18 protein-coding genes and 1 tRNA gene are annotated in these 23,607 nt (G+C 67.3%); 8 read left to right on the top strand and 11 right to left on the bottom strand.

All coding sequences use genetic code 11. The features are described from left to right. Positions 1–55: 55 nt before the first annotated feature. From WS96_RS15110 to WS96_RS15100, 3 genes are all read right to left on the bottom strand, one after another. Entirely contained in the window at positions 56–1,270 is a 1,215-nt protein-coding gene (locus WS96_RS15110) for a tyrosine-type recombinase/integrase (RefSeq protein WP_059833451.1), read from the bottom strand. Positions 1,271–1,433: 163 nt separating this feature from the next. Continuing rightward, positions 1,434–1,508, bottom strand: a tRNA-Arg gene (locus WS96_RS15105). Positions 1,509–1,655: 147 nt separating this feature from the next. After that, positions 1,656–1,838 (bottom strand): rubredoxin, encoded by a 183-nt coding sequence (locus tag WS96_RS15100; RefSeq protein ID WP_034190709.1) that lies wholly within the window; start codon positions 1,836–1,838, stop codon positions 1,656–1,658. A 198-nt stretch (positions 1,839–2,036) separates the two neighbouring features. Here WS96_RS15100 and WS96_RS15095 point away from each other — a divergent pair, with 198 nt between their 5' ends. The 5 genes from WS96_RS15095 (at position 2,037) to WS96_RS15075 (ending at position 9,965) form a co-directional block, all read left to right on the top strand. Then, positions 2,037–2,441: a DUF4399 domain-containing protein gene (locus WS96_RS15095; protein ID WP_059781239.1), complete on the top strand. Its 405-nt coding sequence runs from the start codon at positions 2,037–2,039 to the stop codon at positions 2,439–2,441. A gap of 274 nt (positions 2,442–2,715) precedes the next feature. Next, on the top strand, positions 2,716–4,665 hold the full coding sequence (locus tag WS96_RS15090) for an ATP-binding cassette domain-containing protein (protein ID WP_059833449.1): 1,950 nt from the start codon (positions 2,716–2,718) through the stop codon (positions 4,663–4,665). A gap of 220 nt (positions 4,666–4,885) precedes the next feature. Next, positions 4,886–6,868, top strand: coding sequence for a DNA topoisomerase IV subunit B (locus WS96_RS15085; protein ID WP_059833447.1), 1,983 nt, complete (start codon positions 4,886–4,888; stop codon positions 6,866–6,868). A gap of 69 nt (positions 6,869–6,937) precedes the next feature. Beyond that, a complete protein-coding gene (gene parC, locus WS96_RS15080) occupies positions 6,938–9,259 on the top strand; it encodes a DNA topoisomerase IV subunit A (protein ID WP_034208056.1) in 2,322 nt (773 codons plus the stop codon). 247 nt (positions 9,260–9,506) lie between these two features. After that, positions 9,507–9,965, top strand: a complete 459-nt coding sequence (locus tag WS96_RS15075; protein WP_059499163.1) for a CopD family protein — start codon at positions 9,507–9,509, stop codon at positions 9,963–9,965. Positions 9,966–10,016: 51 nt separating this feature from the next. Here the strand turns inward: WS96_RS15075 and WS96_RS15070 are convergent, their stop codons facing one another. Further along, on the bottom strand, positions 10,017–10,901 hold the full coding sequence (locus tag WS96_RS15070) for a LysR family transcriptional regulator (protein WP_059833444.1): 885 nt from the start codon (positions 10,899–10,901) through the stop codon (positions 10,017–10,019). Between the two features lie 112 nt (positions 10,902–11,013). Here WS96_RS15070 and WS96_RS15065 point away from each other — a divergent pair, with 112 nt between their 5' ends. Beyond that, positions 11,014–11,460, top strand: coding sequence for a multidrug/biocide efflux PACE transporter (locus WS96_RS15065; RefSeq protein WP_059781241.1), 447 nt, complete (start codon positions 11,014–11,016; stop codon positions 11,458–11,460). A gap of 46 nt (positions 11,461–11,506) precedes the next feature. On the opposite strand, the gene WS96_RS15060 is transcribed toward WS96_RS15065, so the two are convergent. The 7 genes from WS96_RS15060 to WS96_RS15030 all read right to left on the bottom strand — a co-directional run bounded on the left by WS96_RS15060 (position 11,507) and on the right by WS96_RS15030 (position 19,858). Next, positions 11,507–12,715: a chromate transporter gene (locus WS96_RS15060; protein WP_034208053.1), complete on the bottom strand. Its 1,209-nt coding sequence runs from the start codon at positions 12,713–12,715 to the stop codon at positions 11,507–11,509. Between the two features lie 191 nt (positions 12,716–12,906). After that, on the bottom strand, positions 12,907–15,246 hold the full coding sequence (locus WS96_RS15055; protein WP_059833492.1) for a bifunctional diguanylate cyclase/phosphodiesterase: 2,340 nt from the start codon (positions 15,244–15,246) through the stop codon (positions 12,907–12,909). Positions 15,247–15,462: 216 nt separating this feature from the next. After that, a complete protein-coding gene (locus WS96_RS15050; protein ID WP_059833442.1) occupies positions 15,463–16,347 on the bottom strand; it encodes a PhzF family phenazine biosynthesis protein in 885 nt (294 codons plus the stop codon). A 13-nt stretch (positions 16,348–16,360) separates the two neighbouring features. Next, the gene (locus WS96_RS15045; RefSeq protein WP_034208050.1) at positions 16,361–16,819 is read right to left on the bottom strand and encodes a RidA family protein; all 459 of its coding nucleotides are present in this window, start codon (positions 16,817–16,819) and stop codon (positions 16,361–16,363) included. Between the two features lie 43 nt (positions 16,820–16,862). Continuing rightward, on the bottom strand, positions 16,863–18,044 hold the full coding sequence (locus WS96_RS15040; protein ID WP_059833440.1) for an aminotransferase-like domain-containing protein: 1,182 nt from the start codon (positions 18,042–18,044) through the stop codon (positions 16,863–16,865). 165 nt (positions 18,045–18,209) lie between these two features. Then, positions 18,210–19,118 carry a DMT family transporter gene (locus WS96_RS15035; RefSeq protein ID WP_059833438.1) on the bottom strand — a complete coding sequence of 303 codons (909 nt, stop codon included), beginning with the start codon at positions 19,116–19,118 and terminating at the stop codon, positions 18,210–18,212. A 47-nt stretch (positions 19,119–19,165) separates the two neighbouring features. After that, on the bottom strand, positions 19,166–19,858 hold the full coding sequence (locus WS96_RS15030) for a VOC family protein (RefSeq protein WP_059833436.1): 693 nt from the start codon (positions 19,856–19,858) through the stop codon (positions 19,166–19,168). Between the two features lie 230 nt (positions 19,859–20,088). Between WS96_RS15030 and WS96_RS15025 the strand changes: the two genes are divergently transcribed. Together WS96_RS15025 and htpG are read left to right on the top strand one after the other, a co-directional pair. Further along, positions 20,089–21,549, top strand: coding sequence for an aminotransferase-like domain-containing protein (locus WS96_RS15025; protein ID WP_059833433.1), 1,461 nt, complete (start codon positions 20,089–20,091; stop codon positions 21,547–21,549). Between the two features lie 158 nt (positions 21,550–21,707). Beyond that, complete coding sequence (gene htpG / locus WS96_RS15020; RefSeq protein WP_059833432.1) at positions 21,708–23,606, top strand: molecular chaperone HtpG; 1,899 nt, start codon at positions 21,708–21,710, stop codon at positions 23,604–23,606. The last annotated feature ends 1 nt before the right edge of the window (position 23,607 follow it).

The raw sequence follows: 23,607 nt of genomic DNA, 5'->3' as shown, positions 1-23,607 counted from the left end.
ATCGATGGGGTTGAAGGAAAGGCGTGCGCGAAGTGATGTGGGCGGCCCCGTTCCGCTATCGGGCTGATGCGATGTGCAGGACCTCCGCCCCCGTCGTGAGGCGGTCGAGGTGATCGCTCCATGCCTGCATCATTCGCCGACGTTCCGGCAGGTATTCAGCGTGGACATACGCGGCTGTCACCTGATTGCGCTCGGCGTGTGCCATTTGGCGCTCTACAACGTCCCGGCCGAAGCCAAGTTCACGCAGAGCCGTAGCCGCCAGCCCTCGAAAGCCGTGCCCGGTCATCCGCGACTTGTAGCCCATGCGATAGAGCGCATAGAGCATCGTGTTGTTCGAAATGTGGCTCCGGCCTTGCACGCTGTAGAACACGAATCGATGCTGGCCATTGAGCGCGCGAAGCTGGGCGAGCACGTCGAGCGCCTGCCGCGATAGGGGCACGATGTGCGGGTCGCGCATCTTCATGCGTTCAGGCGGAATGCGCCATTCCGCTGCGGGCTCGTCAAACTCTGACCACTCTGCACGGATCATTTCCGTTGTCCGCACGAAGGTCAGAGCCATCAAGCGGAGCGCGAGCCGGGTAACAAGGTCGCCTTGGTAGGCGTCAATGTCGCGCATGAGTTGCGGAATCTCTGTCGCCTTGACGCGGGCCATGTGCTGCACGCCGGGACCTTTCTTCAAGACCGTCTGCGCATCGATGTCGGCCGCCGGGTTCCTGGAACATCGTCCCGTCATGATCCCATACTGGAAGACCGCGCGAGAGCGCTGGAGAATCCGCTTCGCTGTCTCGCGCACTCCGCGCGCCTCGACCTCGCGAACGATGCTGAGCATCTGCGGCGAGTCGATCTCAGTGATCGGGCGAGGGCCGATCTTCGGGAACACGTCGACCTCAAGCGAATTCAGCACCTTCTCTGCGTAGCCGTCGCTCCAGCCCGGGCGCTGGGAGTCGAACCACTCGCGGGCTACCGCTTCGAATGAGTTGGCCGCCGCGATCTCGGCGGCCCGCCTTGCGTCCTTCTTCGCCTCGCCCGGATCGATGCCGGCCGCGATCTGCTCGCGGGCCTCATCGCGCTTCTTCCGTGCAGTCGCGAGCGTGACGGCCGGATAGACGCCGAGGGCGAGCGTCTTCTGCTTGCCAAGGAAGCGATAGGACAAGCGCCAATACTTCGCGCCGTTCGGTTGGACGAGCAAGAACATCCCGTTGCCGTCCGTGAGTTTGTACGGGGCCGCGCTGGCCTTCGCGTTGCGCACCTGTATGTCAGTGAGAGGCATTGTTGGTATCTGTGTTGTTGGTATCTGCTGATACCAACAAAAATACCAACACTTTCTCTGGCTGTCACTGAGCAACGTTGGGTAACGATGGGCGCGAGAAGGCCGCCAGACGGGCTTAAACGGGCGATTTCTTGTGAATCTTGGGGATGGTTGGGAGCATGACTGGTCCCCCCGACAGGAATCGAACCTGTATCTAGCGCTTAGGAGGCGCTTGTTCTATCCATTGAACTACGGGGAGAGCCAAGTCCGGGCATTCGCGCAAGAGATGGCGAACCGGACGGCGGTGTGGACAGCGCGCAGAGTATAGCAAACGCGCGGCGCGTCGGCGGCTTGGAATGCACACCGACGCGCGCATCGCGTAGTCGACCGCGATCGGAACGGAAAATCAGAAATCGACGACGACGAAATCTTCCTTGCCCACGTCGCACAGCGGGCAGCGCCAGTCGGCGGGAATGTCGGCGAAACGGGTGCCGGCGGCGATGCCTTCGTCGGGCAGGCCTTCCGCTTCGTTGTAGACCCACCCGCAAATCAGGCAGACCCAGCTCTGGTATTCGGTTACTTCGCTCATGTTGCGCTCGGGACAATGAAAATTCGGCGATGCCGTCCGCAGCCTCGCCGGCGGACGAAAGGCGCAATGGTACCGGAATTTCGCCGAACACCTGCGCAACGTCGTTTTAAACGTACGCATCGCGAACAACCGACGCCGGCGCGTCGACCGGGCACGCGGTGTATGCTTCGTGGGCCTGTCAATCAGAAGGAGGTAACGATGCTCAACAGAAAGTGGATCGCGGGTGCAGTCTGTGTCGCGGCGCTGGCCGTGTCGACGCTCGCGCGCGCCGAAGCGCGTGTGTTCTTCGTCGAGCCGCAGGACGGCGCGACGGTGTCGAGCCCCGTGCACGTGAAATTCGGTCTCGAAGGCATGGCGCTCAAGCCGGCCGGCGACATGACCCCGGATACCGGTCACCATCATCTGCTGATCGACGGCAAGCCGGTGCCGAAGGGCGACGTGATCCCGGCGACCGAGCATTCGCTGCATTTCGGCAAGGCCCAGACCGAAACCGACGTGAAGCTGCCGCCCGGCCAGCACACGCTGACGCTGCAGCTCGGCGACGGCGCGCACCGTTCGTACGGCCCCGAAATGAGCTCGACGATCACGGTCAACGTGAAATAACGAAATAACCGTGCATCCCGCGCAGGCGCCCGATGCGCCGCGCGCGGGATCTGCCGATCGGTCGGCCGCGGGCATCCGGCCGGTATTCGGTCGTTTTCGCGGGCACGCAAACCGCGGCCGGCATCCGCACCGGAAACCGGCCGCAATCCGCTCACGGCGCCGCGCCGACGCGCGTCGACCGCCGCCCGCGGCCTTCGTCCGTCCGGCCGAGCCGATACCGGCCGCCGCGACCGGTACAATGGGCGCTTCCGATTTCTCTCATCGCCGTCTTCCCATGTCGCTCTATTCCATTACCGGCGCGCAGCTCGCGTTCGGTCACGTCGCGTTGCTCGATCACGCGGATTTCTCGCTGGAGGCCGGCGAGCGCGTCGGCCTGATCGGCCGCAACGGCGCGGGCAAGTCGTCGCTGCTGAAGATCGTCGCCGGCCTCGCGAAGGCCGACGACGGGCTGGTCACGCGCCAGCAGGAGCTCGTGACCGTCTACGTGCCGCAAGAGCCCGAATTCGAGGCGGGTGCGACGGTGTTCGACGCGGTCGCGTCGGGGCTGGCGCACACGCGCGAACTGCTCGAAGAATACGATTCGATCGCGCACCGCCTCGCGGAGATACCGGAGGGCGCTGAGCACGATGCGCTGCTCGCGCGGATGAACGCACTGCAGTCGTCGCTGGACGCGCACGACGCATGGAACTGGCGCACGCGCGTATCGATGACGCTCGCGCAGATCGGCCTGCAGGACGGCGACGCCCGCGTCGACGCGCTGTCGGGCGGGATGCAGAAGCGCGTCGCGCTGGCGCGCGCGCTGGTGCTGCAGCCCGACGTGCTGCTGCTCGACGAACCGACCAACCACCTCGACTTCGACGGCATCCGCTGGCTCGAAGAGCTGCTCGTCGCGCAGCGCGCGGGCCTGCTGTTCATCACCCACGATCGCGCGTTCCTCGACCGCGTCGCGACGCGCATCGTTGAGCTCGATCGCGGCCGGCTGCTGTCGTATCCGGGCAATTTCTCCGCGTACCAGACGCGCAAGGCGCAACAGCTCGAAGTCGAGCGCGTGGAGAACGAGAAATTCGACAAGCTGCTCGCGCAGGAAGAAGTGTGGATCCGCAAGGGCGTCGAAGCGCGCCGTACGCGCAGCGTCGGCCGCATCGCGCGGCTCGTGCAGATGCGCAACGAGCGCGCCGAGCGCCGCAATGCGCAGGGCAACGTGAAGCTCGACGTCGCGCAGGGCGAGAAGTCCGGCAAGATCGTCGCGGAGCTGACCGACGTGACGAAGCGTTACGGCGGCCGCACGGTGGTCGACCGTTTCTCGACGACGGTCATGCGCGGCGACAAGATCGGCTTCGTCGGCCCGAACGGCGCCGGCAAGACGACGTTGCTGAAGCTGATCCTCGGCGACCTGAAGCCCGACGAAGGCACGGTGCGCACCGGCACGAACCTGCAGGTCGCGTATTTCGACCAGATGCGTGCGCAGCTCGACCAGGAGAAGAGCCTCGCGGATACGATCAGCCCCGGCAGCGAATGGGTCGAGATCGGCGGCGTGCGCAAGCACGTGATGAGCTATCTCGGCGATTTCCTGTTCGCGCCGGAACGCGCGCGCTCGCCGGTGAAGTCGCTGTCGGGCGGCGAGCGCAACCGGCTGCTGCTCGCACGTCTGTTCGCGCGTCCGGCCAACGTGCTGGTGCTCGACGAACCGACCAACGACCTCGACATCCCGACGCTCGAACTGCTCGAAGAGTTGCTCGCCGACTACGACGGCACGGTGTTGCTCGTCAGCCACGATCGCGCGTTTCTCGACAACGTCGTGACGTCGGTGATCGCGGCCGAGGGCGACGGCAAGTGGCGCGAATACGTCGGCGGCTTCACCGACTGGCAGATCCAGAGCGCCCGCTCGGAGCAGCTCGCGCAGCAGGAGGCGGCGAAGCGCGCGGTCAAGGAAGCAGCGCCCGCGAAGGACGAGCCGGCGAAGAGCGCGGCGGGCCGCAACGCGCAGCGCACGGTGAAGCTGTCGTTCAACGAGCAGCGCGAACTCGATTCGCTGCCGGAGAAGATCGCCGCGCTCGAAGCGGAGCAGAAGACGATCAACGCGCAGCTCGAGGACGGCTCGATTTTCGCGAAGGATCCGCAGGAGGGCACGCGCCTGACCGAGCGGTTCGCGGCGATCGACGACGAACTGCTCGCCGCGCTCGAACGGTGGGAAACGCTCGAGGCGAAGCGCAAGCCGGCGTGACGCATGCGGCGCGCGCCGATCCCGCGATTGGCGCGCCACGCGGAACCAGTAAAATACCGCGCGTTCAGGGGCGCGCCGCGCACGCCGCGCGCCCGCTTTCGGAGCAGTCCAAGCACACCGTTGTTTCGATTCGCTTTTTTACGGAACTCAACGTTTTGTCCACGACGTTATCCACACGAGGTGTGGACAACGTCCCGATGAATGACGAAATTCAGCGCCTATGTCAACGAAGAAACCCAGCGCGGCCTATAGCGAAGCATCGATCAAGGTGCTCAAGGGTCTCGAGCCGGTCAAGCAGCGGCCCGGCATGTACACCCGTACCGAAAATCCGCTGCACATCATCCAGGAAGTCATCGACAACGCGTCCGACGAGGCGCTCGGCGGCTACGGCAAGCAGATCACGGTCACGCTGCACGCCGATCAGTCGGTGTCGGTCGAAGACGACGGCCGCGGCATCCCGTTCGGCATGCACCCCGAAGAAGGCGTGCCGGTCGTCGAGATCGTGTTCACGCGCCTGCATGCGGGCGGCAAGTTCGACAAGGCCGCCGGCGGCGCGTATACGTTCTCGGGCGGCCTGCACGGCGTCGGCGTGTCGGTGACGAACGCACTCGCGACGCGTCTCGACGTGACGGTCTGGCGCGACGGCAAGATCGCCGAGCTCGGCTTCGCCGACGGCGACGTCGTGAAGCCGCTCGCGACGCAAGCCGCGGGCCGCAGCGAGAAGAAATCCGGCACGCGCGTGCAGGTGTGGCCGAATCCGAAGTACTTCGATTCGCCGAACCTGCCGCTCGGCGAGCTGCAGCGCCTGCTGCGCTCGAAGGCCGTGCTGCTGCCGGGCGTCGAGGTCGTGCTCGTCAACGAAAAGACCGGCGAGCGTCAGACGTGGAAGTACGAAGACGGTCTGCGCGGCTACCTGCTCGACGAAATGAACGGCAGCGAGCTCTTGATCCCGCTGTTCGAAGGCGAGCGTTTCGCCGATTCGCGTTCGACCGACGAAACCTTCGCCGAGGGCGAGGGCGCGTCGTGGGTCGTCGCATGGAGCGAGGAAGGCTCGCTCGTGCGCGAGTCGTACGTGAACCTGATCCCGACGCCGGCCGGCGGCACGCACGAGTCGGGCCTGCGCGACGGTCTCTATCAGGCGGTGAAGAGCTTCGTCGAGCTGCACAATCTGCAGCCGAAGGGCGTGAAGCTGCTCGCGGAAGACGTGTTCGCGCGCGTGTCGTTCGTGCTGTCCGCGAAGGTGCTCGATCCGCAGTTCCAGGGGCAGATCAAGGAGCGGCTGAACAGCCGCGACGCGGTGAAGCTCGTGTCGTCGTTCTCGCGTCCGGCGCTCGAACTGTGGCTGAACCAGCACGTCGAGCACGGCAAGAAGCTCGCGGAGCTCGTGATCAAGCAGGCGCAGGCGCGCACGCGCGCGGGCCAGAAGGTCGAGAAGCGCAAGAGCTCGGGCGTCGCGGTGCTGCCGGGCAAGCTGACCGATTGCGAGACGGAAGATATCGCGCGCAACGAATTGTTCCTCGTCGAGGGCGACTCGGCGGGCGGCTCCGCGAAGATGGGCCGCGACAAGGAATACCAGGCGATCCTGCCGCTGCGCGGCAAGGTGCTGAACACGTGGGAAACCGAGCGCGACCGCCTGTTCGCGAACAACGAGGTGCACGACATCTCGGTCGCGATCGGCGTCGATCCGCACAGCCCGGACGACTCCGTCGACCTGTCGAACCTGCGCTACGGCAAGATCTGCATCCTGTCGGACGCGGACGTCGACGGCTCGCACATCCAGGTGCTGCTGCTCACGCTGTTCTTCAAGCATTTCCCGCAATTGATCGAGCGCGGCCATGTCTATGTGGCGCGCCCGCCGCTGTTCCGCGTCGACGCGCCCGCGCGCGGCAAGAAGCCCGCGCAGAAGCTCTATGCGCTCGACGACGGCGAGCTCGAAGCGATCCTCGACAAGCTGCGCAAGGACGGCGTGCGCGACACGCAGTGGAGCATCAGCCGCTTCAAGGGCCTCGGCGAAATGAGCGCCGAGCAGCTGTGGGACACGACGATGAACCCGGATACGCGCCGCCTGATGCCGGCGAAGCTCGGCGAGCTCGACTACGAGGCGACCGTCGCGCGGATGACGATGCTGATGGGCAAGGGCGAGGCAGCCGCGCGGCGCGGCTGGCTCGAGGAAAAGGGCAACGACGTCGAAGCGGACATTTAAGCGGACCTGCCGCGCGGCCGGGCATGACGCCCGGCCCGGCCTCACGCCACTTACGAATACGGAATTCAGATGGACGACAATACTTCCGATCTCTTTGCCAGCCCCGACGCGCCGGAGAGCGACGCGCTGACGCTCGGCAACTACGCGGAGCAGGCGTATCTCAGCTACGCGGTCAGCGTCGTGAAGAGCCGCGCGCTGCCCGACGTGTGCGACGGCCAGAAGCCGGTGCAGCGCCGGATTCTCTACGCCATGAACGAAATGGGCCTTGGCCCCGACGCGAAGCCGGTGAAGTCGGCGCGCGTGGTCGGCGACGTGCTCGGTAAATACCATCCGCACGGCGATCAGTCGGCGTACGACGCGCTCGTGCGTCTCGCGCAGGATTTCTCGTTGCGCTATCCGCTGATCGACGGGCAGGGCAACTTCGGCTCGCGCGACGGCGACGGCGCGGCGGCGATGCGTTACACGGAAGCGCGCCTCACGCCGATCGCGAAGCTGCTGCTCGACGAGATCGACCAGGGCACGGTCGACTTCATGCCGAACTACGACGGCTCGTTCGAGGAGCCGAAGACGCTGCCGAGCCGCATGCCGTTCGTGCTGCTGAACGGCGCGTCGGGCATCGCGGTCGGCCTCGCCACCGAAATCCCGTCGCACAACCTGCGCGAAGTGGCGGCCGCGGCGGTCGCGCTGATCCGCAATCCGAAGCTCACGCACGCGGAGCTGATGAACCTGATTCCCGGTCCGGATTTCCCCGGCGGCGGCCAGATCATCTCGAGCGACACCGAAATCTCGGCGGCGTACGAAACGGGCCGCGGCAGCCTGAAGGTGCGGGCGAAGTGGAAGATCGAGGATCTCGCGCGCGGCCAGTGGCAGCTCGTCGTGACCGAGCTGCCGCCGAACACGTCGGGCCAGAAGGTGCTCGAGGAAATCGAGGAGCTGACCAACCCGAAGCTCAAGCTCGGCAAGAAGACGCTGACGCCCGAGCAGCTCAACACGAAGAAGGCGATGCTCGACCTGCTCGACGCGGTGCGCGACGAGTCGGGCAAGGAAGCGGCGGTGCGGCTCGTGTTCGAGCCGAAGTCGCGCACGATCGACCAGACGGAATTCGTGAACACGCTGCTCGCGTACACGAGCCTCGAATCGAACGCGACGCTGAACCTCGTGATGATCGGCGCCGACGGCCGGCCGGGCCAGAAGGGCCTGCTGACGATCCTCGACGAATGGGTGAAGTTCCGCCAGCTGACGATGACGCGTCGTTGCCGCCATCGTCTCGCGAAGGTCGACGACCGCATCCACATCCTCGAAGGGCGGATGATCGTCTTCCTGAACATCGACGAGGTGATCCGCATCATCCGCGAGTCCGACGAGCCGAAGGCCGCGCTGATGAGCGCGTTCGGGCTCAGCGAGCGGCAGGCCGAGGACATCCTCGAAATCCGCCTGCGCCAGCTCGCGCGGCTCGAGAAGATCAAGATCGAGAAGGAGCTCGAAGCGCTGCGCGACGAGAAGGCGAAGCTCGAGGAACTGCTCGCGAACGAAAGCGCGATGAAGCGGCTGATGATCAAGGAGATCGAGGCCGACGCGAAGCAGTACGGCGACGATCGCCGCACGCTGATCCAGCAGGAAAAGCGCGCGACGTTCGAGGCGAAGGTGGTCGACGAGCCGGTCACGGTCGTCGTGTCGCAGAAGGGCTGGGTGCGTGCGCTGAAGGGCCACGGGCTCGACCCGGCCGGCTTCACGTTCAAGGCGGGCGATCACCTGTACGCTGCCTTCCAGTGCCGCACGCCGGATCGGCTGATCGCGTGGGGCAGCAGCGGCCGCGTGTATTCGGTCGACGTGTCGGTGCTGCCGGGCGGGCGCGGCGACGGCGTGCCGGTCACGTCGCTGATCGAGCTCGAGTCGGGCTCGCACCTGATGCACTACTATGCGGCGCCGGCCGACCAGCAACTGCTGCTCGCGTCGAGCAACGGCTTCGGCTTCCTCGCGAAGGTCGGCGACATGGTGAGCCGCGTGAAGGCCGGCAAGTCGTTCATGACCATCGACGCGGGCGCGGTGCCGCTCGCGCCGATGCCGGTGCTGCCGAACGCGACGCAGGTCGCGTGCCTGTCGAGCGGCGGTCGCTTGCTCGTGTTCGGGATGGACGAGATGAAGACGTTGTCCGGCGGCGGGCGCGGCGTGATCCTGATGGCGCTCGACGACAAGGAAACGCTCGTGCAGGCGCTGGCGATCGATCCGGCGGGCGTCGTGCTGATCGGCACCGGCCGCGGTGGCAAGGCGCAGGACGACACGCTGTCGTACGCCGGGCTCGCGCCGCACATCGGCAAGCGCGCACGCAAGGGCCGCGCGCCGGAGACGAAGCTCAAGGTCGTCAACGAGTTGCGTCCGCTGCTCGGCTGACGCCGCGCGCGGTCGCCCGGTTCAGCCGCGCTCGAAGGCCGCACGTCCGCTTCGGCGGGCGTGCGGCTTTTTCTTTTCGGCGCGGGGATGCGGGTAAGCAAGCGTGGCGTTGTCACGCGGAACTTGCAAAATAATGTGAAATCGCGCCGAGGGCCTGAACCGCGACGCAGCCGGCGGGTCGAACGTCGCTTGATGCCGCGTGCGACGCGGCCGTTCGTTGCACCCCACTCATCACAGGATCGTCCCCATGTCCCACGCCGTTGCCGTCGCGCTGTTTCTTCACCTGCTGGCCGTCGCCGTGTGGGTGGGCGGGATGGTCTTCGCCAACTTCTGCCTGCGCCCGGCGCTGTCCGACCTGTCGCCGCAGCTCCGGTTGCCGCTGATCGAAGGCGTGTTCGGCCGCTTCTTCAACTGGGTGTCGGGGGCCGTGATCGTGATCCTGCTGTCCGGCGGGTTCCTGTTGACGAGCTTCGGCGGGGCGCACGCGACGTGGTCGTTGCATGCGATGGCCGGGCTCGGCGTCGTGATGATGCTGATCTTCGGGCACATCCGCTTCGCGCTGTTCCCGCGCATTCGGCGTGCGGTGCAGGCGCAGAACTGGCCCGACGGCGCGCGCGCGGTGAACGCGGTGCGCCTGCTCGTCGTCGTGAACCTCGTGCTCGGCGTCGTCACGATCGGCGCGGCCGTGCTGTCGCGCGGTTTCTGAGCGGCCGGCGCCCGCCGCGGCCGCAGGCCGCCGGCCTGGCCGCATGCGCCGCTACGCGGCCAGCATCGCGTCGAGCAGCCACGAACCGGCCGGCCCGAGCGGCCGATTGCGCGACCAGACCGCGTCCACCCGCACGCGGCGCGGCCAGCCGCGCGAGCGCAGCTCGCACAGGCGGTCGCGCGCGAAGTGCTCGACCATCCAGCGCGGCAGTTCCGCCCAGCCGAACCCCAGTACGGCCATCTCCAGCAGCATCAGGTAGCTCGGCGCCAGCCAGTGCTGCGTGCCGACGACGATCCGGTCGTCGGTGCCGCGGCCTTCCGCCTTCACGTACGTATTGAGGCGCAGTTCGCGCACGTCGCGCAGCGCCGCGTGCGGCACCTCGGCGTCGCCGTATTCGGCGAGCGCGTGCGTGCGGCCCACGAACAGCCCGATCTCCGATTCCTCCGCCACCGTCGCCGCGCCGATATCGGCCGGGTAAGCCGCGCGCGCGGCCATCAGCCCGAGTTGCGCGCGGCCCTGCTGGATCAGGTCGAGCACGTCGTCGTGCTCGGCGATCTGGCATTCGAGCTCGAGCGCCGGAAAGCGCCGTTCGAGCGCCATCAGCGTCTCTTCGTAGCGCTTCGACTGGTACGTATCGGACACGACGAGCGTGAGCCGCGCTTCCTCGCCGTGCGCGAGCCGCGCGGCCGTGCGGTCGATCGCCGCGCTGGCGTCGAGCGCGCGCTGCACCTGCGGCAGCAGCGCGCGCCCGGCGTCGGTGAGCGTCGGCGTGCGCGTCGAGCGATCGAACAACTGCACGCCGAGATCGATTTCGAGGTTCGCGATCGCCTCCGATACGGTCGACTGACGCTTGCCGAGCTTGCGTGCGGCGGCCGTAAACGAGCCGAGCAGCGCCGCTTCGGCGAAGGCGAGCAGGGCTTCCGGGGCGTGGTGCATGCAGTGCTCCTGGCATCGATATATCGGTGAAACCGATGATATCAAACTGGATTCGCCCGGTATCGCCGATCAAAATGGCCGCCATGGATCAGGTCATGCCTTGGAGGACATCATGAAACAGACGAATAAAACGGTGACGGAACGCCTGCTGCACGCGCTGACGTTCGAACTGGTGGCGATCGCCTTGTGCGCGCCGATCGGCGCGTGGCTGCTCGACATGCCGGTGTCGCACGTCGGTGTGCTGACGGTGATGGTGTCGCTGATCGCGATGGCGTGGAACATGACCTTCAACGCGCTGTTCGACCGCTTCGAGCGGCGGGCCGGGTTGTCGCGCACGCTCGGCATGCGGATCGCGCACGCGGTGACGTTCGAGCTCGGCCTCGTCGCGATGGTGGTGCCGGTTGCCGCGTGGTGGCTGAACGTGAGCCTCGTCGAGGCGCTGCTGCTCGACCTCGGCATCGTGCTGTTCTTCCTGCCTTACACGTTCTGCTTCAACCTCGCCTACGACGCGCTGCGCGCGCGCTGGATGGCACGCCGGGTCGCGGTGCAGGCCGGTTGACGGCGCCGGGCACGCCGGGCGTCGGCGGGTTGGAGGCCGCTGCCCGTCAGTGCGCGGCGGCCCACAGCCACACGCTGCACGCGACGGCGACCGTGCCGTACACGGCATAGACGGGCACCTTGAAGCGCGTGAAGCACAGCGTCGCGAAGGCGCCCGTCAGCCAGTAGACCGGGTCGGCGGGCTCGCGATGCAGGATCTTCACGACGGCGACCACGAGAAAGCCCGTCGTCGCCGCGCGCAGCAGGCGCATCCCGTGCTCGAAGCGCGAATGGCGCTTGAGCCGGAACAGGTGGTTGTGCGCGAACACGACGAGGCATCCCGACGGGATGAACAGCGCGGCAGTGGCGAGCAGCGCGCCGACCCAGCCGTCGGTCAGATAGCCGAGAAACGGCACCACGTTCAGCAACGGCCCCGGCGCGACCGGCGACAGCGCGAACGCCAGCGTGAAGTCGTGATCGGAGATGCCCGTTGCCGGCGAGACGAACAGCGTCTTGAGCACCGGCAGCGCGGAGAAGCCGCCGCCGAACAGCGTCATGCCGGCGCCCGCGAGGCGCGGCCACAGCAGCTCCGCCTGGTAATCGCCGGGCAGCGGCACCGCGAACAGCAGGACGAGCACGCCGAGCAGCACGAGCAGGCCGCGGTCGCGCTTGGACAGCGTGAAATCGACCGCGTCGCGTTGCGACGGCCCCGTCAGCCAGCCCGCTGCAAACGCGGCGAACAGAATCCCGACGAAAGCGGCCGGACTATGCGCGAAAGCGAGCAGAATCGTCGACAGCGCGGCGATCGACTGTTCGAGCCGCGTGCGCGCGAGCGAGCGCAACTGCTTGACCCACGTCACGCCGATCAACGCCGCGAGCACCATCCCGAAGTGATTGATCAGCATCGGCGCCGCGAGCGAGCGCACGAGCGGCGTCTGATAGAAGATCGCGAACAGCGTCATCAGGATCGAGAACGGCAGCACGCTCGCAATACCGGCGACCCAAGCGCCGGCGCGGCCGTGCAGCGTTTGGCCGACCTGCACGGCGACGTTGCAGCCGACGGGGCCCGGGACGAGCCACGCGAGCGCGACGAGATCGCCGAAGACGTGCGGCTCGATCCGCTGCAGCCGCTCGACGTAATGGCGTTCGAGCTGCGCCATCATCGAAAGCCCGCCCCACGAGACGGCCGAAATGCCGGCGACGACCTTGAACAAGGCCCAGAGGGATGCCGGTGCCTCTTCGACACGAGCGGGCGCTTCGACTTCGACGGTTGTCATGATTGTGTAGTTGGCGCAGGGCCGGATCTCTCGCGTATGGCCATGCCGGCGGCCAGCCGACACGTAGGCCCTCCCAATTGTCCGCCGCGCATCATGACACTGCCATGCGCGAAAACGCTAGTTAATGAACGCGACGATCGGATTGGAAAACGCAACAATTGCGAGGGCGCGCCACGGCGGCGGCGCGATGCTCAGGCGCCCGTGCTGCCGGTCGCGCGATGCGCGACGACGTTCGGATGATCGCCGCGCACGCCGAAGCGTGCGATCAGCGCGGGAATCGCATCGGCCGGCACCGGGCGCGAGAACAGGAAGCCCTGCGCCTCGATTTCGCCGAGCGTGGCCAGCCACGTGATCTGCTCCTCGGTCTCCGTGCCCTCGACGACGACGGTCAGCCCGAGCGAGCGCGCGAGATGCACGATCGACGACACCATCACGCATACGCTGCGATCGGTCGGAATCGCCTGCACGAACGAGCGGTCGACCTTCAGCGTGTCGACGGAGAAGCGATGCAGGTACGACAGCGACGAATAGCCGGTGCCGAAATCGTCGAGCGCGATCCGGATGCCGAGCTTTTTCAGCGCGACGATCTTCTCGGATACGAGTTCCGGATATTCCATCATCGCGGTTTCGGTGATCTCGATCTCGAGCCGGTTCGCGTCGATGCCGGTGTCCTGCAGCGCCTGCGAGATCGTCTCGATCAGGTCGCCGCGCCAGAACTGCACCGGCGAGATGTTGACCGCGAGCGTCAGCGTGTCGTGGCCCTCGTCGCGCCAGCGCGCGATCTGCTCGCACGCGGTGCGGATCACGAAGTCGCCGATCGGCACGATCAGGCCGGTCGATTCGGCGATCGAGATGAACTCGTTCGCGGAGATGACGCCGTGTTCCGGATGATCCCAGCGCGCGAGCGCCTCGAAGCCGGTGATATAGCGGTGCGTGAGATCGATCTTCGGCTGGTACGCGAGGAACAGTTGCCCTTCGGCGAGCGCGACGCGTAATTGCTGTTCCCAGCGCATCAGGTGGTCGGCGCGGTGCGACAGGTGCGGCGCATAAAACTGGTAGCAGTTCTTGCCGGCGTCCTTCGCGCTGTACATCGCGAGGTCGGCCTTTTTCAGCAGGTCGATCTCGCTTTCGTTCGCGACGGTGTGCAGCGCGATGCCGATGCTCGCATGCAGCACGAACGAACTGCCGCGGACGTCGAACGGCTCGCTGAACATCCGGATGATCGCTTCCGCGAGCCGCACCGCACGCCGCTCGACGTCGTCGCCCTTCATCACGACGACGAATTCGTCGCCGCCGATGCGGGCGAGCGAGCCTTCGTCGTCGACCGCATCGGCCAGGCGCGACGCGGTCATCTGCAGCACGATGTCGCCGGCGTTGTGGCCGAGCGTGTCGTTGACGGTCTTGAAGTTGTCGAGATCGATGAACAGCAGGCCGAGCCGCGACAGGCTCGCGGGCATCGACACGTCGTTGCGCAGTCCGCGCAGCGTCGCATAGCGGTTCGCGAGGCCGGTGAGCAGGTCGTATTCGGCGAGCTGCGTCATTTCGCGCTCGCGGCCGAGCAGCTTGCCGATCAGGCCCGTCGCGACGCCGAAGAACGCGAGCATCGCGAGCGTGATGAAGCTCGTCATCAGCAGGTAGACGTTGCGGGTGTGGTAGTAGTCCGCGAACTCTTCCGTCTGCGACAGCCCGACCATCACCGCGAGTGGGTAGCCGTCGAGGTGGCGGTACGACACGATGCGCGTCACGCCGTCGATCGGATCGATGATCGTGCCCGTCACGCGCTCCGCGATCGGGTAGACGCCCGACGCCGAAAACGCGCCCGGCGCGTTGCTCACCGAACCCGTGCGCCGCGCGAGCACCGCGCCCGTGTCGGACACGACCGCGATCACGCCTTCCTTGCCGATGGCCGCGTTGTTGTAGAAATCGTTCGTGAAGTAGCTCGGGTCTTCCGACACCACGACGATGCCCGCGAAGCTGCCGTCCGGGTTGTTCAGGCGCCGCGTCATCTGCAGCGTCCAGTGGCTCGACACGCGGCCGAGCACGGGCTTGCTGATGAAGAGGCGGTCGTCGTTGTGCGCGAGATGGACCTTGAAGTGCTCGCGATCGGACAGGTTGATCGGCTGCGGATGGAGTTCGGCGGTGTTCGCGAACAGGATGCCCTTCGCGTTGACGAGCGATACCTGGATCAGCGTGTCGCTCGGCACGACGCCTTTTTCGACGGCGCTCGCGAGATTGAAGCGCGCCGGCGATTTCTCGAATTCGAACTTGACGAAGCGGGTGATCTGGTCGACCTGGTGGATCGCCTTGACCGTATGCTGCTCGAGCGCGGACGACAGGATCGCAGCGGAGGCCGCCGCTTCCTTGTAGGCACTGTCCTTTTCGACGGACAGGCGCGCGATGATCACGGCCCACAGCAGCGCGAGCGCCAGCATCCCGAGCAGCGGGATGGCGAACAGCGCACGCCGGCGCGATTTGCGCGGTGCGCGCAGCGGCCGGTTCGGCGGCGTGTGGTTGGACCGGGCGGAGCTCATCGAAGAGGGCGGCGTCCTGCTCGCGTGCGCCATCCGTCTGGATGGCCGGCTATGGTTCGGATTGTCCCGACGTCTGTTCGTTCGCGGGACGCGCAACCATGGACAGACCTCCGAAACAACGGATTAGGCCCGATATTACTGGCTGGAACGTTTTTGCGATAGTTGGGCAAAGCGTAGGGCGCCGGACGAGCCGGCGCCATCGCACATCGCGAAATGTCAGGCGGGCGACCGGAACGTGCCGTCGACGACCGTGACGACGTGGCCGCCGATCCAGGTCGTGCCGTCTTCGTCGTAGCTGACGAAGATGCGGCCGTCGCGACCGATCGCCGTGCCCTGGCGGGCCGTGTACGACGGGCCGGGACGGCGTTCCTGCCGCGTCAGCAGCCCGGCCAGCGCGGCGTTCGCGCTGCCGGTGACGGGATCCTCGCCGGGGGTGCCGAACTGGCCGCCCGTCATCAGACAGCGGATCTCGAACGTCGCGGGGCCGCCTTCGGCGTGCGGCGCGTACGCCGCCACGCCATGTACGCCGTAGCGGTGGGTAAGCGCCGCGAGCGCGGCCGGATCGGGCGACAGGCCGATGCACGCGTCGGCCGACTTCAGCCGCACGACCAGCCACGGCGCGCCGTTGTCCACCGCGCACGGCTCGGCGTCCAGGTCGAGCGCGTCGCTGTGCAGCGCGGCGGCCAGTGCCGCGTAGTCCGAACGGTCGAGCGGCGTGACGCGCGCCGGCGGCGCGGCGAACGCCCAGCCGCCGGCCTGCTCGCGCAGTGCGACCCGGCCGACTCCGCATTGCTGGATCAGCCGGCCCGGCGTGCGCGGCCGCGCACCGCTTTCCAGGAACGCGTGCGCGGTGCCGAGCGTCGGGTGGCCGGCGAACGGCAGTTCGCCGCCCGTCGTGAAGATCCGCACGCGATAGTCGGCTTGCGGATCGGTCGGCGTGCAGAGGAACGTCGTTTCCGACAGGTTCGTCCAGCGGGCGATCTCGAGCATGGCGTCGTCGCCGAGCGCATCGGCGTCGAACACCACGGCAAGGGGATTGCCCTTGAACGGCACCGACGTGAACACGTCGACCTGCTTGAAGCGAACGAGATGGCCGGGCATCGCGATGCGCCCGTTACGCGACTTCGGCGATCAGTTCGATCTCGACGCACGCGCCGAGCGGGATCTGCGCGACGCCGAACGCCGAGCGCGCATGCTTGCCCGCATCGCCGAACACTTCGGCGATCAGCTCCGACGCGCCATTCGTCACGATGTGCTGTTCGGTGAAGTCGAGCGTCGAGTTGACGAGGCTCATCAGCTTGACGATGCGCGTGACCTTGTTCAGGTCGCCGGTGTGCGCGTGCAGCGTCGCGAGCAGGTCGATCGCGATCGATCGGGCGGCCGCCTTGCCGTCTTCCGTTTGCAGATCCGCACCGAGCTTGCCGGCCCAGACCTTGCCGTCCTTCTTCGCGATATGGCCCGACAGGTAGACCGTGTTGCCGCTTTGCGCGCTCATCACGTAGGCGGCGGCCGGTGCGCCGGCGGTCGGGAGCTCGATGCCGAGCGACTTCAGTTTGTCGTAGACGTTAGCCATGCGTTCGATTCCTCGTAGAGAGTCGTGACAGGGGAAAAGGGGATCAGAGGCGCTCGCGCAGCAGCTTGCCGAGGCGCGCGACGCCTTCCTCGATCTTCTCGGGCGGCACCGTCACGAACGACAGGCGCAGCGTGTTCTGCTGCGCGTTCTCCGCGAAGAACGGCGCGCCCGGCACGAAGGCGACGTGGTTGTCGACGGCCGCGGCGAGCAGCTTCATGCTGTCGATCTGCGCGGGCAGGTTCACCCAGATGAACATCCCGCCTTCCGGACGGTTCCACGTGACGCCTTCCGGCATGTGGCGCGCGAGCGCGCCGAGCATCGCGTCGCACTGCGCGCTGTACAGCGCGCGGATCGTCGGGATGTGCTCGTCGAGGAAGCCGTCCTTGATCACTTCGTGCGCGATGCGCTGCGTGAGCGTCGGCGTGTGCAGGTCGGTGGCCTGCTTGGCCTGCACGAGCTTGAAGTGGAGCTCCTCGGGCGCAATGATGTAGCCGATCCGCAGGCCCGGCGCGAGCACCTTCGAGAACGTGCCGAGATGCACGACGTGATCGGGCGCCATCGACAGCATCGTCGGCAGCGGCTCGCCCCGGTAGTTCAGCGCGCCGTACGGATCGTCCTCCAGCACCGGGAACGGGCTCGACTGCGCGAACGCGGCGAGCGCGCGGCGGCGCTCGACGGGCAGGCGGCGGCCGGTCGGGTTCTGGAAGTTCGGCTGCGCGTACAGGAGGCGCGCGCCCTGCGTGAGTTCGGGCGTGAGACCTTCCGGCAGCAGGCCCTGCTCGTCGGTGGGCACCTGCACGTAGCGCGGCTCGTACAGCGAGAACGACTGCAGCGCGCCGAGGTAGGTCGGCGTTTCGACGAGGATCGGGCTGCCCGGGTCGACCAGCGCCTTGCCGAGCAGGTCGAGCGCCTGCTGCGAGCCGGTCGTGATCAGCACCTGCGACACGCGCACGCTGTAGCGTTCGGCGATCCACTCGCGCAGCGGCAGGTAGCCTTCGGTCGCGCTGTACTGCAGCGCGGCGGCCGGCGCGTCGCGCAGCACGCGGTCGGCGGCGGCGCGCATGCGTTCCGCCGGAAACGTCGCGGGGGCGGGCAGGCCGCCGGCGAACGAGATGACCTCGGGGCGCTCCGTGACCTTCAGGATTTCGCGGATCGCAGAGCTCGTCAGCTTGCGGGCGCGTTCGGAAAGCTGCCAGTGCGGCGGGTGCAGGTCGCTCGGATTCATAGTCTCCTCGTTCGGGTATCGTGGTCAGTCAAGAAAGGTCGCTCGGGCGGATCGTTTCGACGCTGCCGGGTGGGCGAACGCGAGCGCGATCGAGCCTTCGCGGCTGGGTGGGCACGGCCAGTCTGGCAAACCGATCAGGCAAAGCAGCCATTATGGCGTACCTGTTCAGCCGGCGCGAGCGGGATGCGGCGCCGTGGCGACCGCCGAGCGGCGCCCGAGCACCACGGTCGCGATCACGGCGGCGGCGAACAGCCACGTCGACGACGTGACCGTTTCGCCGAACAGCAGTGCGGAAAACGCGATCGTGAAGAAAATCTGCAGCAGTTGCACCTGGCCGACGCGCGCGGTGCCGCCCATCGCGAGCCCCGCGTACCACGCGAAAAAGCCGATGAACTGCGAAAAAAGGGTCACGTAGCCGAACGCGAGCCATGTGCGCAGCGCGAGCGGGCCCGGATGCGCGGCATGCTGCATCCACGCGAGCCAGCCGACCGGCAGCACGAGGAACGGCGCCGACACGACGAGCGCCCAGCAGATCACCTGCCAGCCGCCGATCTGGCGCGCGAGGCGCGCGCCTTCCGCATAGCCGAGCGCGCCGATGCCGACCGCGACGAGCATCAGCGCGTCGCCGGCCTGCACGGAGCCGCCGCCGTCGCGCAGCGCGAACGCGATCACGAGCGCGCTGCCGGCCACCGCGCTGGCCCAGAACGCCCTGGACGGCCGTTCGTGCGACAGCCATGCCGCGTACAGCGCGACGAACAACGGCTGCAACCCGTTGACCACCGCGCCGTGCGACGCCGGCACCGATTTCATCGCCCACGCCGAGAACACCGGATACGCGATGATCACGCCGGCCGACGTGATCGCGAGGCTCTTCAGTTGCGCGCGCGTCGGCAGCGGCTCGCGGCGCCACCACAGCAGCAGGCCGGCCGGCACGGCGGCGGCGAGCGCGCGGCCGAGCCCATTGAGCAGCGGATTGAGTTCGGATACGACGATCCGCGTCATCGGCAGCGTCAGGCTGAAAATCATCACGCCGATGAGGCCGAGCAGCATGCCCCGGGTTTCGCGCGAATTCATGTCGTGGGTGTCTCCGTCTTGCAGGGTGGTTACGATCGGGCGGGCGTTCAGCGCAGCGTGCGCGGGCCCTGCGGCGTGTCGAATTCGGCGACGAGCGCCGGCGGGCCGTCGGTGGATTCGATGTCGATCAGGTGAGCGGCGCCGAGCCAGTCGAGCTGTTCGCGGATCGCATCCGCGCGCGGGTGGGCGCCCTTGAGCGCCTTCAGCGCGATGCCGTCGCCGGGCAGCGAATCGGCCGGATGGCGCGGGCTGTCCCACTGGATCAGCGACGGCACGAGGCCGTCGCCTGCGCCTTGCCAGGCGGGGAAGCTGCCGTCGTCGGGCACCGTGAGGCCCCAGCTCAGGTCGCCGCGCCGCATCGCGACGACGGGCGCGATACGGGCCGGATACTGGCGCTGCCACAGCGCAAGCTGGCGCGGGCGGTCGACGCGCGCGACCCAGTGCGCGAGAAACGGGCCCTGCGCGAGCCGCGCGTGGCGCGCCGGATCGTCGAGGCCGAACAGCCGCGCGCGCGGCGGCTTCGCGTCGTCGTCCGGCGCGGGCGCGTCGGGGTCGATCGCGATCACTTCCAGGTAGAGCCCGCCCCATGCGCCGAACAGCGCATTGTGGGTCCGCATCAGCGGGTGGCGGCCGCCGCCGGCCGGTTCGATGCCGAGCGCGTCGGCGACATGGCGCACGCCTTCGTCGAGGGTGCGCGCGGCAATCACGAGGTGGTCGAGTGTCAGGGAGCGAGCGGGCATGAGCGTCGGGCGGGAAGCAAAAGTGTCATGGTAAGCGGGCGAGGCGCGGGGCGGGGGCCGGACCGGCCGGCGCCCCGGCCGCGATGCGGGCCGGCAGGCGCGACGCCACGTGCGGCGGGGCCGAACCGGCGGCCGCACGATCGCCATTCCGGTCAACTGTAATCGTCGCTACCGGCACAGTAACGGTACAATCGGCGCGATAGCCTTCGGTACAGTTGGAGTCGCCGCCCATGTCCACCGTCCCACTCGCCCAGATTCCCGCGCCGCACGACACGGCCACGCTCACGCTCGTCGACCAGCTGGTCCAGTGGGCGCGGCGGCGCATCGACGAACGCGTGTTCCGTCCCGGCATGCGCATGCCGTCGATCCGCAAGCTCGCGCTCGACAAGAGCGTGTCGCGCTTCACCGTCGTCGAGGCCTACGAGCGCCTCGTCGCGCAAGGCTACCTCGACTCGCGGCGCGGCTCCGGCTTCTACGTGCGCGAGCGCACGGGCGCCGGCCCGCAGCCGGCCGACGGCGCCGCGCGCGTGGCCGAGGCCGCGCCCGTGCACAACACGATCGACGTCGTCTGGCTGCTGCGCAACATGCTGCATACCGTCAGCCCGGAGAAGGGCCCGGGCCTCGGCTACCTGCCGGGCCGCTGGCTCGACGGCGAGCTGATCACCGGCGCGCTGCGCGCGCTCGGGCGCCAGTCGGGCGCGCAGATGCTCGGCTTCGGCACCGCGCAGGGCTTCCTGCCGCTGCGCCAGCAACTGCAGACGCGCCTCGCCGAAGTCGAGATCGGCGCGAAGCCCGAACAGATCGTGCTGGTTTCCGGCATCACGCAGGCAATCGACCTGATTTCGCGGATCTACGTGCGGCCGGGCGATGCGGTGATCGTCGGCGACCCCGCGTGGTTCCAGATGTTCGGCCGTTTCGCGGCGCAGGGCGCGCAACTCGTCGGGATGCCGTATACGCCCGACGGCCCCGACCTCGACGCGCTCGAAACCCTGGTGCAGATGTGGCGGCCGAAGATGCTCGTGATCAACTCGGTGCTGCAGAACCCGACTGGCACGTCGCTGTCGGCCGCGCAGGCGTTCCGGATTCTGAAGCTCGCGGAGGCCTACGACTTCCTCGTCGTCGAGGACGACGTGTACGGCGACCTGTGCCCGCCGAGCTATCCGGCCACGCGCCTCGCGAGCCTCGACCAGTTGAAGCGGGTGATCTACCTCGGCAGCTACTCGAAGACGCTCGCGGCGAACTTGCGGGTCGGGTACGTGGCCTGCGCGCCGGAGATCGCGAAGGCGGTCACCGACCAGAAGATGCTGGTCGGGATGACGACGCCCGAGCTCAACGAGCGCGTGCTGTACAAGATCCTGACCGAAGGGCATTACCGGCGCCATGTCGAGCGGCTGCGCGCGCGGCTCGACGGCGTGCGCGACAAGACCGCCCGGATGCTCGAGCGCACGGGGCTCGGGCTCTTCACGATGCCGGCGGCCGGGATGTTCCTGTGGGCCGACACGGGCGTCGATTCGGACGCGCTCGCGGCGGTCGCGCACGAGGCCGGCTTCCTGCTGACGCCGGGCAGCCTGTTCTCGCCGCAGCAGTCGCCGTCCACGTGGATGCGCTTCAACGTCGCGAACTGCGGCGATCCGGCGCTGCCGGGGCTGCTGGCGCGCTATATCGATTCGGCGGTGCGGCGCGCGTCGTGACGCGGCGCGGCGGGCCGGCTCTTGAAATGCCGCGCACCGTCCCCAGATACGCGCGCAAACCGCCGGCGCCCGGCGGTCGTCCTTCGTGGGGTCGCCGGCATCGCGCGCCGGGCGCCGGCGTCACCCCTTTTCAGTTCAAGTAAGAGGAAACAGTATCCATGGCACACGAAACGATGAGCTTTCAGGCAGAGGTCAAGCAACTCCTCCACCTGATGATCCATTCGCTCTACAGCAACAAGGAAATCTTCCTGCGCGAACTGGTGTCGAATGCGTCCGACGCAGCCGACAAGCTGCGTTTCGAAGGGCTCGCGGACAACGCGCTGTACGAGAACGATCCGAACCTGCGCATCCGCATCGGCTACGACAAGGCCGCGCGCACGATCACGATCGACGACAACGGCATCGGGATGAGCCGCGACGAGGCGATCGCGAACCTCGGCACGATCGCGCGTTCGGGCACCAAGGAATTCTTCACGAAGCTGTCCGGCGACCAGCAGAAGGACGCGGCGCTGATCGGCCAGTTCGGCGTGGGCTTCTATTCGGGCTTCATCGTCGCGGACAAGATCACCGTCGAAACGCGCCGCGCGGGCCTGCCGGCGAATGAAGCCGTGCGCTGGGAAAGCGCCGGCGAGGGCGATTTCACGATCGACGCGATCGAGCGCGCGCAGCGCGGCACGACGATCACGCTGCACCTGCGCGAAGGCGAGGACGACCTGCTGTCGTCGCACCGCCTGAAATCGATCATCCAGAAATACTCCGACCACATCGCGCTGCCGATCCTGATGAAGAAGGAAGAGTGGGATCAGGAGAAGGGCGAGATGGTCCTGAAGGACGAGGACGAGACCGTCAACCAGGCGAGCGCGCTGTGGACGCGTTCGAAGAGCGACGTCACCGACGAGCAGTACACGCAGTTCTACCAGCACATCGCGCACGATCACCAGGATCCGCTCACGTGGACGCACAACCGCGTCGAGGGCCGCAGCGAATACACGCAGCTGCTGTTCGTGCCGGCGCGCGCGCCGTTCGACCTGTGGAACCGCGACTATCGCGGGGGCCTGAAGCTGTACGTGAAGCGCGTGTTCATCATGGACGACGCCGAGCAACTGCTGCCGCAATACCTGCGTTTCGTGAAGGGCGTCGTCGATTCGGCCGACCTGCCGCTGAATGTGTCGCGCGAGATCCTGCAGGAAAGCCGCGACGTGAAGGCGATCCGCGAAGGCGTGACGAAGCGCGCGCTGTCGATGCTCGAAGAGCTCGCGAACGCGGAAGACGACGCCGGCAAGGAGAAGTACAAGACGTTCTGGACCGCGTTCGGCCAGGTGCTGAAGGAAGGCGTCGGCGAGGATCACGCGAACCGCGAGCGCATCGCGAAGCTGCTGCGCTTCGCGTCGACGCACGGCGACACCGACGCGCAGGACGTGTCGCTCGCCGACTACGTGTCGCGCATGAAGCCCGAGCAGAGCAAGATCTACTATGTGACCGCCGATACGTGGCAGGCCGCGAAGAACAGCCCGCATCTGGAAGTGTTCCGCAAGAAGGGCGTCGAGGTGCTGTTGCTGACCGACCGCGTCGACGAATGGATGCTGTCGTTCCTGCACGAATTCGACGGCAAGCCGCTCGCGAGCGTGGCCCGCGGCGATCTCGATCTCGGCGAGCTGAACGACGAGGAAAAGAAGGCGCAGGAGCAGGCGGGCGAGGCGATCAAGCCGATCGTCGAGAAGATGAAGGAAGCGCTCGGCGACAAGGTGAAGGAAGTGCGCGTCACGTTCCGCCTGACCGATTCGCCGTCGTGCCTCGTCGCGGACGACAACGACATGAGCGGCTACCTGCAGCGGATGCTGAAGGCGGCCGGCCAGAATGCGCCGGCGATGCAGCCGATCCTCGAGATCAATCCCGAGCACGCGCTCGTGAAGCAGCTGAAGGCCGACAGCGCCGATTTCGGCGACTGGTGCCATCTGCTGTTCGATCAGGCGCTCTTGGCCGAAGGCGGCATGCTCGACGATCCGGCGAGCTTCGTGAAGCGGACCAACGCGCTGCTGCTGTCGCGCGCCGCGTGAA

Source organism: Burkholderia sp. MSMB1835, assembly GCF_001526365.1.
Taxonomy (GTDB): Bacteria; Pseudomonadota; Gammaproteobacteria; order Burkholderiales; family Burkholderiaceae; genus Burkholderia.
This window is presented reverse-complemented; position numbering and strand designations above follow the sequence as displayed.